At 61.3% G+C, this 12,656-nt stretch carries 11 protein-coding genes; all 11 read right to left on the reverse strand.

The genetic code is table 11. From position 1 onward, the window contains the following. Positions 1-141 precede the first annotated feature (141 nt). Entirely contained in the window at positions 142-312 is a 171-nt protein-coding gene (locus tag O9K64_RS23600; RefSeq protein ID WP_335342219.1) for a hypothetical protein, read from the reverse strand. Next, positions 306-1,697, reverse strand: coding sequence for a glucose-6-phosphate dehydrogenase (gene zwf, locus O9K64_RS02785; RefSeq protein ID WP_275096553.1), 1,392 nt, complete (start codon positions 1,695-1,697; stop codon positions 306-308). Before zwf ends, O9K64_RS23600 begins: the two co-directional genes overlap by 7 nt. A 242-nt stretch (positions 1,698-1,939) precedes the next feature. Further along, positions 1,940-2,398 carry a DUF3734 domain-containing protein gene (locus tag O9K64_RS23750; protein ID WP_420493147.1) on the reverse strand — a complete coding sequence of 153 codons (459 nt, stop codon included), beginning with the start codon at positions 2,396-2,398 and terminating at the stop codon, positions 1,940-1,942. Positions 2,399-2,836: 438 nt separating this feature from the next. Continuing rightward, positions 2,837-3,358 carry a nitrous oxide reductase accessory protein NosL gene (locus O9K64_RS02790; RefSeq protein WP_275096554.1) on the reverse strand — a complete coding sequence of 174 codons (522 nt, stop codon included), beginning with the start codon at positions 3,356-3,358 and terminating at the stop codon, positions 2,837-2,839. After that, on the reverse strand, positions 3,358-4,185 hold the full coding sequence (locus O9K64_RS02795) for an ABC transporter permease (protein WP_275096555.1): 828 nt from the start codon (positions 4,183-4,185) through the stop codon (positions 3,358-3,360). Before O9K64_RS02795 ends, O9K64_RS02790 begins: the two co-directional genes overlap by 1 nt. Further along, positions 4,186-5,106: an ABC transporter ATP-binding protein gene (locus O9K64_RS02800; RefSeq protein ID WP_275096556.1), complete on the reverse strand. Its 921-nt coding sequence runs from the start codon at positions 5,104-5,106 to the stop codon at positions 4,186-4,188. Continuing rightward, positions 5,103-6,452, reverse strand: coding sequence for a nitrous oxide reductase family maturation protein NosD (locus O9K64_RS02805; RefSeq protein ID WP_275096557.1), 1,350 nt, complete (start codon positions 6,450-6,452; stop codon positions 5,103-5,105). The genes O9K64_RS02800 and O9K64_RS02805 overlap by 4 nt, the downstream gene beginning before the upstream one ends. A gap of 160 nt (positions 6,453-6,612) precedes the next feature. Continuing rightward, positions 6,613-8,520, reverse strand: a complete 1,908-nt coding sequence (nosZ, locus tag O9K64_RS02810) for a TAT-dependent nitrous-oxide reductase (RefSeq protein ID WP_275096558.1) — start codon at positions 8,518-8,520, stop codon at positions 6,613-6,615. Between the two features lie 75 nt (positions 8,521-8,595). Continuing rightward, the gene (gene nosR, locus O9K64_RS02815; RefSeq protein ID WP_275096559.1) at positions 8,596-10,770 is read right to left on the reverse strand and encodes a transcriptional regulator NosR; all 2,175 of its coding nucleotides are present in this window, start codon (positions 10,768-10,770) and stop codon (positions 8,596-8,598) included. Between the two features lie 316 nt (positions 10,771-11,086). Further along, positions 11,087-11,866 (reverse strand): Mut7-C RNAse domain-containing protein, encoded by a 780-nt coding sequence (locus O9K64_RS02820; protein ID WP_275096560.1) that lies wholly within the window; start codon positions 11,864-11,866, stop codon positions 11,087-11,089. Positions 11,867-11,870: 4 nt separating this feature from the next. Further along, entirely contained in the window at positions 11,871-12,560 is a 690-nt protein-coding gene (locus O9K64_RS02825) for a protein-L-isoaspartate(D-aspartate) O-methyltransferase (protein ID WP_275096561.1), read from the reverse strand. Positions 12,561-12,656: the final 96 nt, after the last annotated feature.

The following is a 12,656-nucleotide window of genomic DNA, read 5'->3' on the forward strand; positions in this document are numbered from 1 at the left end:
TCGTCCCCGCCCGGACAATACGGGGGGCCATGGATACATCGACAAGCATTGACCTGATTGCAGTCATCTGACCGCAGGCCGGCAGTCACGCCGTCTTCTTGCCGACGCCGGCCAGCGCCGCACTCTTGTCGGCAATGCGCTTCAACAGCTGTTGCCACGATTTGACGAAGGCCTGTGCGCCCTCCTATTGCAGTTGGAGCGCCAAGGCGTCGATGTCGTACCGGCCTGCGCGAAGCGCGCCAGCAGCTGCGGCTTGTCGTCGACCATCACGTCGACGTTGAGCATGAACACCACCGGGTCTTTAGTCAGCACGGCGCCGTCTCCTCGGGTTTCGGATCGTGCCACCCCTCGTTGCTGACCACGATGCCCGCGGCAGCCGGCGGCCCCCAGCTACCGGGCTCGTATTCCTGCACCGGCGCGACATTGGTAAGCACGGGTTCGATCACGCGCCATGCCGCTTCGACGCTGTCGTCGCGCGTGAACAGCGAGGGATCGCCACGCAGCGCATCGCGCAGCAGGCGTTCGTACGGCAATGTTTCGCTGCGCGGTTCATGGCGGGCGATCAGCTCCACCGGTTCGCCGCGCATCTGCTCGCCGTGCTGCTTGACCCGCGCGCCCGCCGAGATCGTCACCGAGGGGCTGAGCCGGAAGCGGAAATAGTTCGCGGTGGCCGCGCTGATCTCGTCGAAGATCGCCAGTGGCGGGCACTTCATATTCACTCGGACTTCCGTAGCGGTAATCGGCAGGCACTTGCCGGCGCGGATGTAGAACGGCACCCCGCTCCAGCGCCAAGTGTCGATGTGCAGGCACAGTGCGGCAAAGGTTTCGACCTGGGAATCCGCCGCCACGCCTTTCTCGTCGCGATAACCCCGGAACTGGCCGCGCACCAAGCAGGCCGGATTCAGCGGTCGCATTGCACGGAACAGCCGCAGCTTCTCGGCGCGCACGTACTCCGTGTCCCGCCCGGCCGGCGCATCCATCGCCAGCAGCGCGATCACCTGCAGCATGTGGTTTTGCACCACGTCGCGAAGCGTGCCGACTTCTTCGTAGAACGCGCCGCGGCCTTGCACGCCGAAGTCCTCGGCCATGGTGATCTGCACGCTGTCGACGTAGTTGCGGTTCCAGATCGGTTCGAGGAAGGCGTTGGCGAAGCGGAAGTACAGCAGGTTCTGCGTCGCCTCCTTGCCGAGGTAGTGATCGATCCGGAACACCGCTGATTCGGGAAAGACCTCGTGCAACGTGCGGTTGAGGGCCTGCGCGGAGGCAAGGTCGCGACCGAACGGCTTCTCGACGATGATGCGGGCATCCCCGGCGCAGCCGGCTTGCGCAAGCCCCTGCACCACGGCGCCGAACATGCTCGGCGGGATCGCGAGGTAATGCAGCGGGCGGGTGGCGGCGCCCAGGGTCTGCTTCAGGCGCTGATAGGTCGCCGAATCCGCGTAATCGCCGTTAACGTACTGCAGTTGTACCGACAGTTTGGCGAACGCATCGACATCAAGCCCACCATTGTTATCCAGACTGTCGCGCGCACGTTCACGCAGCCTGTCCAGCGTCCAGTCGGCACGGGCCATACCGATGATTGGCAGGTCCAGCTCACCGGCGCAGATCAGGGCCTGCAGCGCCGGAAAGATCTTCTTGTACGCGAGATCGCCGGTCGCGCCAAAGAAAACAAAGGCATCGGAACTGGCTGTGGTCATCTCAACTTATCCTCTTCGTGCCCGCTACTGGTGACGCGCTGTAGTGACGGCTTATCGGCCGTAATATTCACGAGTCTCAAAACGCAACCAAGTGTTCGGCAAAAGCGCCGAATCAATCGGCTGTTTCGTTATCCATAGCTACGATCGCAAGATGCAACGCAGGATGGCTATTGCGAATCGTGAAAAATACTACGCTAGGCCGTTACTCTCTGTGCGTTACTGCACGCACGGCGGAGAAAAGCTTACATTGACGCACGAATCGTCCATTCATGAATGCGCGTCGTGCAGCCATATGAAATCAGTTCACGGATCGCCGGGTCATTTTGGTCGTGCTCGGACACATGTTGCACAAGCTCATTGATCTCGTGGTGCAACCGGTGGATTTGTTTTTTGGCGCGTGATAAAGGGGGAAAGCACGTAGAGGCGAATAACTCGTCACTGTTTAGATGTCCAGGCACAGCCGTTGTCGGGTCCAGGACCGCTAACCGGTAAATCTTGGCCCTCTCCCCCTTGGCGCAAGACGGTACAACGATGGGGCCAGCAGTTTGGCGTGGTGATAGCGGGCATGGATCAATCCCGTCATGCTTCGGTTGGCCGAATTGCTTATCTGCAGAGAATCTCCTTGAGTCCGCGTAAGAAGTCGCTGCAACGGTAAATGTTGTGCCGCCGAACTGGGAGAGTAAAGCGTTCGAATTAGACACGATCTGGACACGGCATATTTGTAAGATATTGAAATATAAAGAAACGCTGAATGTTCAAATCCCTCCCTCCGCCAAATTCGTGAACAGCCAGTGAAGTCAGTCACGGTGGGCAGTCGATCAGCCCACGATTCGAACCCTCGCATCAAAAGCGGGTTTGATCGCGGAGCGCGCAGCGCGTATTTGAATTTCTCTTTGGCCAGTTCAAGGGCAACGACACCGGTTTGCCACAGCGGCCGGCAGCGAACTCCACCTCTCCCTTCGTGATGTTTCAGGAAGGCTAGATGGCCAGGGTCCTTGGATTCGACAAGCCATCAACAGGCGATCGCAGGATGCCGGGGATGCCCCGAGGGGGCGAGTCGGCGGCGCAGCTGAATCCTTGCCGACGGCTTGATAGCACGGCCAACCGGCTGTTTTCTGCCGTACCCGGGTGCAAGGTCTCTACAACCCCATCCGGGACAGCAATGCCAGATCGATCTGCTCGAAGCGGTAGAGCCGGCCACCGTAACTGTCGATGAAGGCTTCGGCAGTTGCCTGATCGGCAAAACTGGCCAGGGTAGGTCCCATGGCGCCCGGGAGGCCGCTGCCCGCTACATACCAGGCCTGGCGGGCATCGATATAGGCGTCGTCCGCCGGCTGGTCCCAGGGGGTGAGCGCCATGTTGTGTACAAACACCTGCTGCACCCGGTGCCGGTGTTCGGGGTCCAGCAGGTAGGCGAACAGCTCCCGGGTGGAGCAGAACTTGCGGGTTTGCCTTTCGCCCTGTTCATAGAGCTGGCCCTTGGGACCGGGGAAGTTGCTGATGATCATGCCACACAGATGGCATTCGTCGGCACGTTCGATGGCCACCGCCCGCTGAAGCTGCTGTTGGCGTTCGGGCTCCTGCTCACAACCGCTGGTCAGCAGCAGCGTAAGCAGCATCAGCAGTGAAGTGCCAAGCTGGCGTAGCTTGACCGGCGGCATCACAGCTCTCTCCGGTTGAACAGCCACAGCGACAACAGTATCGGCAGCAGCAGCCAGCCGGTCAGGGTGATTAACAGCGCGCCGGTGCCCAGGCGCACGTGCTGGGCAATGGCCATCAGGCCGCTGAGCTGGTCCTGGGCGAAATAGCTGATATTGACCAGGCGAAAGATATCGGTTGGGTTGAGCAGCAGCAGGTAGGGGAACAGCTGGGCGTCGACCTTGCCCTTGGTCCCAACCAGCAGCCCCAGCAGTCCCAGGTCAAACACCAGCACAAACAGGAACCAGAGGAACAGGGAGAGGCCCGCGGCCCTGGATTTTTCCGTGACCACGGCGCTGATCACATAGGCAAAGGCGATAAAGATCCAGCCCAGCAGGATGGCCGAGAGAATAAACAGTGCGAAGGCGGGGATCAGCGCTGCCCAGCCGGTGGTGTCGGAGAACAGGCCCATCACCAGGGCGGCCGCGCCGAATCCCAACAGGGTGGAGAGGGCCAGGATCAGGCCGTGGCCGAGCATCTTGCCCAACACCAGCTGCCAGCGGGACAGGGGATAGCTGAGCAGCAACAGCAGGGTACCGTTTTCGTCTTCACCCACCAGGCTGTCGTAGGAGAGCATCAGGGCGATCAGCGGGATAATAAACACCGCCAGGCTGGCGAGGCTGATGATCGTGGTGGGCAGGGAGCTGAAGCCGACCCGGCCAGCGGCGGCCGAGCCGAAGTAGGCCAGCCCGATGGCCAGCAGGGCGAAGATCAGGCTGATGGCGACGATCCAGCGATTGCGCAGACCGTCCTTGAACTCCTTCTGGCAGATGGCGAGCAGGATGGTCATTCAGCACTCCTCCATGAGGTGGCGTCGATCGCTGGCGGCATGCTGGATAAAGTGGCTGTACAGGTCCTCCAGCGAGGGTAACTGCATGTCGATGTCGGTCACTCCCGGCAGATGGGTCAGCTGCCGCAGGCAGGCCATCTTCTGGCCGATGGGGATCCTTAGCCGCAGGCCGTCACCGCCCGCCTGGGCGTAGTCGACCCAGGGGGCTGGCAGTGAGACCGGGGCGCCCTGCAGAGTCAGGGTCATGGGCAGTGCCGCCTGCTGGCGTAACTGTTCCAGGCTGCCCTCGGCGAGCGCCTCTCCCTGGCCGAGGATCATCGCCCGGTCGATATATTTTTCCACCCCGGGCAGCACATGGGAACAGAGGATCACCGTGCAGCCCTGCTGCTTGAGCAGCGCCAGGTGCTGATAGAAGTCCCGGGTGGCGATGGGATCCAGGCCCACGGTGGGCTCATCGAGCAGCAGCAGTTTGGGCTCGCCCAGCAGCGCCTGGGCCAGCCCCAGCCGTTGCCGCATCCCCTTGGAGTAGGTCTTGATACGGCGCTGGCCGGCATGCCCCAGCCCCACCTGCTCCAGGATACGTAGGCTATGGTGGCGGGAAACCCCTTTGAGGCGGGCGAAATAGCCAAGTACTTCCTGGCCGGTCAGTTGATCGTAGAAGCTGACGTTTTCCGGCAGAAAACCGATCTGCCTGCGCAGCCCGCGGGCATTGGCCGTATCGGGGCGGCGGCCGAATACCCGCACCTCGCCGGCGCTGGCCTGGATCACCCCCAGCATCAGTTTGATGGCGGTGGTTTTTCCGGCACCGTTGTGGCCGAACAGGCCCAGTACCTCGCCCTGTCGCAGGTACAGGTCAACGCCTCGCAGGGCGTGGACCTCGCGATACCGTTTTTCAACCCGTTCCAGTTCGACGATATTCATCGGGCATGCTCATCGGTTGCCCGGGGTCTGTCGGCTTCGGGAACCGATGACAGGTAGGGCGAATGCATCAGTGGATGGCTGTCCGTGACCCCGGCTGGCCGGAACACCGGAAACTGCCGCTGCACCCAGCGCAGGGTTTCCACCGCCGGGCTGTTCATCAGCACCCTGGTGGTGGGGTATTTCCAGAGCAGCTTGTCGATCGCGTCGTTGGGTTGATAGCGGGTGTCGCCGATGCCGTCGTCGTTCATGTCCCAGCCCAGGTAGTCACTCCAGTAGTTGCCGCGGCCCTGGCTGGACCACTCCTGTTGGCGGTTGGCGACGTATTTGACCTGCTCCTTGTTGGCGATAAAGGCATTGCCGGAGAAGTGGTTGTCTTCCGATCCGGCGGTCAGGTGGATGCCCAGGTCGCTGTCGGCCATCAGGTTGTCGCTGATCTGGTTGAATAGTGAGTTGTAGATGAAGATCGCCTTGCCCTCGGCACCCGCGACGTCCGGGGAGCTCGTCGAGTAGGTGGAGCTGCGTCCGCTTCGCACCCCCTCCACCCGGTTGTTGGCGATGGTGGAATGGGTGATGAAGTTCATCAGTAAGCCGTAGTTGCGATCATCCTCGGAGCGATTGTCGGTCACGGTCAGGTATTTCGATTGCATCAGGGCATAGCCGGTACGGGTGTTCTGGGTATGGTTGTGGCTGACCTCGTTACTGTGGGCGTACATGTAGTGCACCCCATAGCGCAGGTCATGCAGGTAGTTGCCGACCAGCCGGTTGTTATTGCTGGATTCGATATACAGGCCATCGCGAGTATGCCACACCTCGTTGTCTTCGATCAGGGCGCCGCTGACGTTGGAGAGGTGGATGCCGTTGCCGCGATCGGTGGAGCGAAGCGCAGTGTTGCCTTCGATTCTGTTGCCGATGACGCGGGCATTGGCGGCGCCGTCGATCCAGATGCCGAAGCCGTCGCCGTGCAACCGGTTGGCGGTGATCCGCACCTGTTCGGCTGTTTTTTCGACGAAGATCCCGGCATCCAACGTGGTGAGATTGGCCCCCCAGTTGCGGATGCCGAGATTACGGATGGCGACACCTTTGGCCATGATCCGCAGGGCGTGGCCCCGGCCGGCGGCGTCGATCAGCGCCGCGGACTGGCCGTCAATCGTCACGCTGCGGGTGACGCGGAAATTGCCCCGGTAGATCCCCGGCGCCAGCAGCAGGCGGGTACCGGGCTGGACACTGTCCAGCGCCTGCTGAAGGTCGTCCGCCGGTGTCAGGCGAAGCTCGCCCGCCCAGGCAGCGTGAATCATCCCCAGCAGCAGGAGACAGCACAGGGCACGGCAGGCGATCAATCGCAGCATCGGCAGCATTCCTGGAAAGGCCGCTCCCGGTGCCATGCACCGGGTCGGCAACCATCAGCGGGGAGGTGACGCACACCTGCCAGTGGGGGCGTAACACCCGTTTTGGTCTAGGAGCCTGTCGGGTTTTCCGCAGCAGGTTAGTGTTAAATCCGACAGGCTCCTAGGCCTTCTCCACCAGCATGCGGCCGCGCATCTCCATGTGCAGGGCGTGGCAGAACCAGGTGCAGTAGTACCAGTAGACCCCCGGATCCCGGGCGATAAAGGTCGCCGAGGCGGTGGCTTGGGGACCTATCTCGAACTGTATCCCGTGATTGACCAGGGAGAAGCCGTGCGTGAGGTCCTCGATGGTGTCCAGGTTGGTGATAACGACCGTCACCTCGTCCCCCTGCTTCACCCGGAAGGTGTCCATGCCGTAGAGCGGCGCCGACGAGGTCATATAGACCCGCACCTTGTTGCCGTCGCGGATCACCTTGTTGTCCTGTTCCAGGGTGATGCCGTCCTGCTTCGCCATGGCCACGGTGTCGGCAAAGAAGGGGTCGTCGCGCTTCCACAGTTTGTCGGTCTTGACCATGCTGCGGTGGATAATGATGCAGTCGTGGGGCTCGGCAAAGGCGGGGCCATCGTGCAGCAGCTTCATCTCGTCGCCGGAGATGTCGATCAACTGGTCATTCTCCGGGTGCAGCGGGCCGACCGGCAGGAAGCGATCCTTGGAGAATTTGCACAGGGAAACGAGGTATTTGCCATTGGCATCCAGGGTCTCCCCCATGCTGGTATGGTTGTGGCCCGGCTGGTAGTGCACATCCAGTTTCTGCACGATGTAGTTCACCTTCTCGCCCTGGTAGGCGCGCACCGCCTGCTCCATATTCCACTTGCAGATCTGGCTGTCGATGAACAGTGTGGTGTAGGCATTGCCGCGGCCATCGAACGCGGTGTGCAGGGGCCCCAGCCCCAGCTCCACCTCCGCGGCAATCACGTCGCGCGGCTCGATCTTGCCCTCGAACAGGTCGTCGAACTTGTGTATGTCGAACAGGGTGATGGTGGGCGACAGCTTGCCGTTGGCCACGGCGTAACGGCCATCCGGGGCGGTGTTCATGCCGTGGGGACTCTTCGGCACCGGCACGTAGGCGGTCAGCTTGGAGCCCTTGCGACCGTTCAGTACCGGCACCTTGTCGGCACCGGGCAGGGTCTGGTAGTCGCCGGCCTGGATCGCCGCCTCGATGCGCTCGATATTGAAAATCACCACATGATCCCGCTCGTTGCGCAGCGAGCCGGCCAGGGTGACGGCATTCTCCGAATTGTAGCAGGTGGAGAAGGCATATTTGCCGGAGTAGTCGGCGTCGGTGTTGTCCAGGTTGCCGTCGACGATCACCTGGAAGGCCATCTCCATGGTCTCGGCGTCCACGGCGTTGAACATGGTGTAATAGGCCTCGATATCGTCCATGCCGCTGCCGTCATTGGGATGGGGGATACGGAATTCGGCGTTGCAGAAGACGTACTTGGTATAGGGGGCCTTCTGCACCCGCAGGCCGTGGATCGCCTGCACGTTGGGGATGGTGGTGATCCGGTCGGTCTTCATCACATCACAGCGGATTCGGGCCACCCGGGTATTCGCCTTGTCGTTGATGAAGATGTATTTGTTGTCATAGCGGCCTTTGGTCATGCTCATGTGCGGGTGGTGGGCATCGCCGGTCAGGAATGCCGTGTCACCCAGCACCCGCTTGCTCTCGTTGGTGATGCCCCAGCCGGTGGCGCTGTCGATATTGAACACCGGTATCCGTGACAGCTCGCGCATGGAAGGCACGCCGAGGATCCGCACCTCGCCGGATTGGCCGCCGCTCCAGAAACCGTAGTATTCATCCAGCTCGCCGGGTGCCACCTGGATATCATTGTGTTCGTCTTCGGCGGCGTTGGCGGGTGCCAGCAGACCGGCACCCAGCCCCGTCCCGGCGGCACCCATCAGGGCGGCGCTGGACCCCAGGAACTGTCGCCGGCTGAGTCGCACATGCTCACTGTCCGATGGATCGTTTAGGTCAATCTCCGTTGGTTGTGGTTTTCTTGATTCGGTCATCTCTCTCTCCTTTGATGTCCCTGAGGCGATTTATTATTTACTCCAGACCATGACAAGCATAGAACAGCTGAATCGTTATGAGGGTGCCTGGTTGATCCCGACAGTGGCTGCCGGGGTCTTGGTGACTGACACCGCCACCGTCTGCTCCCGCTTGCGGCGTTGCCTGTTCCTGGCCACCAGGGGTGGGCATTTGTCTTGATTATGATAGGTCATCTGGCAATCGAGGCAGTAGTGACATTCATTGGCGTTGATGGTGCCATCGGGTTCAATCGCCTGGATCTCGCATTCGTTGGCACACACCTGGCAGGGGTCTCCACACTCCTTGCGGCGCTTGAGCCAGTCGAAGATACGGAATCTGGAGGGAATCACCAGCGCCGCGCCCAGGGGACAGAGATAACGACAGTAGAACTTGCGGGTAAACAGGGAGATAAACAGCAGCCCGCCGGCATAGAGCACGTAGCCCCATTCGCGCTGGAACTTGAGCATGATGGCGGTCTTGAAAGGCTCCACCTCGGCGTAGCGCTCCGCCTCGCCCAGGGACTCCAGCGAGATGCCAAACAGCGCCAGCAGAATGATGTATTTCACCGCCCAGAGCCGCTCGTGGACCGCAAAGGAGGGTTCGAACTGGCGAATCCCGAGTTTGCGGGCGGCTTGATTGAGCAGTTCCTGCAGGGCGCCGAACGGGCATAGCCAGCCGCAGAAGATGCCCCGGCCCCAGAGCAGCAGGGTCACGGCCACATAGGCCCAGAGGATAAAGATCACCGGATCCAGCAGAAACAGTTGCCAACTGAAATCGGCCATTATCGCGTGGACGAAGGTGAGGACATTGACTATGGAGAGTTGTCCCAGGGTGTACCAGCCAATAAATACCACCGTATAGGCCAAAAACAGGTGGCGCAGGTTGTGCAGGAACTTTGGATAGCGTACCAGCCAGTCCTGCAGGAAGATGATCGCCGTTAACAGCACCAGACTGATCACCAGTACGGTGATCTGAAACTGTTTATTAAGCCATACCGAGACCCACAGGGGTTCGGGTTCCTGCTGTTCCACCGGCGGTGGCGCGGGACGCTCGATATAGCGCTCCGGGATCTGGTAGTCGCCGTAGAAGCTGGTGAACACGCTGTCCAGGGCACCCACCTGACGGCGCACCAGCAACTCCAGTTGCCAGGGTGCCCCGGGGTCGAATTCGTAGGCGGAACGGATGATGAAAATCACCATCTCGTCGAAACCGGGAAAGCCCTCGATATAGACGTCGCTGAGGCGCTGGTAGTCGGTATCGTGGAAGATGACGGTCTTGCCGGCCTGCTGCAACTGGAGGCGGTCGAAGATGCCGCCGCGCACATAGCCGTTGCCCTTGAACGAGTAACGCCCCTTGCCGAACACCGCGATCGCCTGATCACCGGGTTGAAGCTGTTTCATCAGCCACTGATATTCCGAATCCCCCAGCAGGTTGCGGCCGAGCGTGGGTACGTTCAGGGGGGCATAGAAGAGGTCGATGAAGGGATCATTCTTCTGTTCCGGCGCGGCCGTATCCACGTCGGCGGCGTCGGTATCCCTAAAGGCCTGATCGACCGCGCCACGGTCGAGCCGCAGACGGCGGATGGAGCCGTCTTTGGTGAGTGTCGCCCAGTCGGCGGGCTGGTAGAGCTCCTGCCTGATGGTGGCGGGCGGTACCACAGCGGTGGCGCTGAGTCCGGCAATCTCCAGCGCCTGGGCCACCTTGAGCGCCGAGCGCGTCAGGGTCTCATTGACCACCATCACCGTGACGGTGGCGCCGGTGACTGCATCCACGCCGATAATCTCCTCGCTGTTGCTGGTCCCGACACGCACCCGGTTGGTGACGTTGAGGTTGCGGTACTGGGCGGTGAAGTCGAACAGTTTCTGCTCGGGAATGCCCACCAGCAGGATCGGCTCGTGGTGTTCAAGCAGCTGGATATCGATGAAGTTACCCTGGGTATCCATGGCCACCATGATATTGATGGGCTGGCCCGAGTAGGCGGGGATGTCCAGGATATCCCGGGTTTCAAAGGCGTAACCGAGTACCGTGTCAGCCTGGTAGATGGTACGGATCAGGGGGCCGTCATCTCCCCCGGCGGGGGCTTTGTCACTGATCCGGGAGGCATCGGGAAAGGCGGCCTCGATCGCCGGCATGGCGGGTTTGGCGGCGCTGATGGTCAGCGCATGGGCGTTGCCAATGGGCAGAGACAGCAGCGCCCATAGGCAGAAAAGGCTGATTTTGAAGCTGTGCATATAGCGCTCGTCGGATTAGAAAACCCGAGAAATAAAGTGGACTCGCAGAAGACAATCTTAGCAGAGGTCAATCTTGACGCCTGTGGGAGGTTAATCAATCGTGGTCCATGGGGTGTTGATGGAGGTCAATTTCGACCAATTTTTCCGTGTATGCGGGATAGTTCGCTAACAGTGAGACTGAATCGAGTCGGTATGGTTCTCCTGAAGGGTGGCGTTTTTTCACTTCATCGGTTTCGAAATAGCGTGTAACTGTTGCCATTCGAGGCAGTTTCGATGTGTCTCAGGGGACACGTGGCGCGATTGAAGTGCCCTCAGGCTAGCCTGAATCTGGCGGATGTGGCACCGGCCCCGCCGTCAGCCAGCCGATCAGGCGCTGCATCTGCTGGTAATGGGTCCCTTTCCAGTAGATCTTGCGGCACCGGTCACACTGTCCGAATACCTCCTGGTGGGCGCGGGTGTGGGGTAACAGCTGATCCTGGATCAGCGCCTTGGCTACCGGCCGGATCATGCCGTTGCAGTGCATGCAGCGGCTGAACGGCCGCAGGTTGTTGCGCAGGTCGAGGCGGGTGACCACCTCCCGCAGTTGCTCGTGGGGATGGCGTGAGCGCACGAAGTAGCCGTGGGTGATCTGTTTGCGCATCAGCAGTTTACGGTCACAGGTCAGGAGGATGCGCCGCTGCTCCACCGAGATCCCGGCCAGCGTTGGATCATCGTAGTCGTTGCGGTACAGGGCGTCGAAACCGAGCATGCGCAGGTAGGCGGCCAGTCGGCCCAGGTGGGCGTCCAGCACAAAGCGGGGGTCGCGCAGGGGGCGGGGGCGCAATCGGGTGAGCGGGCTGATGTCCAGGGACTCGAACACCGGATAGACGCTGATCCGGTCGCCGTTCTGCACCTGATAGTGAAAATCCACCGACCGGCCATTGACCAGGATGAGGTCGATCTCGGTGTGCGGCACCCCCAGTGACTCGACCAGATCCTTGATTGAGCCGGTTTGCTTGTAGCGATGCACGAATTCCACCTTTTGCTTCTCCGCAGGCAGAAGGTCGTTCAGTTCTTCGTAGAAGCGCAGGCTGACCTGAAGCGGCTGTGTCGCCATCCGTCTACTGCTCGTCACCCGTTGCCGTCGGGCTGTCCACCAGCGGCACGAAGGCGACGCTCAGGATATCGCGGGTGTGGGTACGTCCCTGCTCATCCTTGTTCACCAGCAGCAGTTGCTGGGTGAAATGGGGCAGGCCCACCGGGATGACCAGGCGTCCGCCGGGGGCGAGCTGGTCGATCAACTCCTCCGGGACGTAGGGGGCGGCGGCGGTGACGATGATGCCGTGGTAGGGTGCGTGCTCCGGCCAGCCGTGGTAGCCATTGCCGCTGCGGATGCGGACATTGGCGTAGCCGAGCCGGGCCAGCCGGCTGGCGGCGGCGTCGGTGAGTTTCGGGATCAGGTCCATGCTGTACACCTGCCGGCACAGCAGTGACAGCACCGCGGTCTGGTAACCCGAGCCGGTGCCGATTTCGAGCACCTGCTGGTCGGCTTGCGGCAGCAGCAGGTCGGTCATCAGGGCGACGATATAGGGTTGGGAGATGGTCTGGCCATGGCCGATCGGCAACGGGCCGTTATCAAAGGCCAGCGCCTTCATCTCATCGGGTACGAACTCATCGCGCGGTACCCGTGCCATGGCGTCCATAACCCGCCGGTCGAGTGCCGCCTTGCCGATCAGCCGGCGCGTGTAGCCCACTTCGCTGTCGATGTCGGCGAGCATCTGTCGCATGCCCCTGTCACGTGAAAAGGGCATCAGGCGGTACCTTCCTGCCAGGCCCATTCGATGCGTTGCACCCCCCGTTCCGCGAGGGCAGGGTCTTTGATATCGCAACTGGCATTCGGCATGGGC

It is taken from the genome of Sedimenticola hydrogenitrophicus (assembly GCF_029017505.1).
In the GTDB taxonomy this organism is placed as follows: domain Bacteria; phylum Pseudomonadota; class Gammaproteobacteria; order Chromatiales; family Chromatiaceae; genus Sedimenticola; species Sedimenticola hydrogenitrophicus_A.

What these genes read in the sequence shown, in the direction of transcription:
- zwf (WP_275096553.1), bottom strand. Translation starts at nt 1,697, where the DNA reads ATGACCACAGCCAGTTCCGATGCCTTTGTTTTCTTTGGCGCGACCGGC.
- O9K64_RS02790 (WP_275096554.1), bottom strand. Translation starts at nt 3,358, where the DNA reads ATGCCGCCGGTCAAGCTACGCCAGCTTGGCACTTCACTGCTGATGCTG.
- O9K64_RS02795 (WP_275096555.1), bottom strand. Translation starts at nt 4,185, where the DNA reads ATGACCATCCTGCTCGCCATCTGCCAGAAGGAGTTCAAGGACGGTCTG.
- O9K64_RS02800 (WP_275096556.1), bottom strand. Translation starts at nt 5,106, where the DNA reads ATGAATATCGTCGAACTGGAACGGGTTGAAAAACGGTATCGCGAGGTC.
- O9K64_RS02805 (WP_275096557.1), bottom strand. Translation starts at nt 6,452, where the DNA reads ATGCTGCGATTGATCGCCTGCCGTGCCCTGTGCTGTCTCCTGCTGCTG.
- nosZ (WP_275096558.1), bottom strand. Translation starts at nt 8,520, where the DNA reads ATGACCGAATCAAGAAAACCACAACCAACGGAGATTGACCTAAACGAT.
- nosR (WP_275096559.1), bottom strand. Translation starts at nt 10,770, where the DNA reads ATGCACAGCTTCAAAATCAGCCTTTTCTGCCTATGGGCGCTGCTGTCT.
- O9K64_RS02820 (WP_275096560.1), bottom strand. Translation starts at nt 11,866, where the DNA reads ATGGCGACACAGCCGCTTCAGGTCAGCCTGCGCTTCTACGAAGAACTG.
- O9K64_RS02825 (WP_275096561.1), bottom strand. Translation starts at nt 12,560, where the DNA reads ATGCCCTTTTCACGTGACAGGGGCATGCGACAGATGCTCGCCGACATC.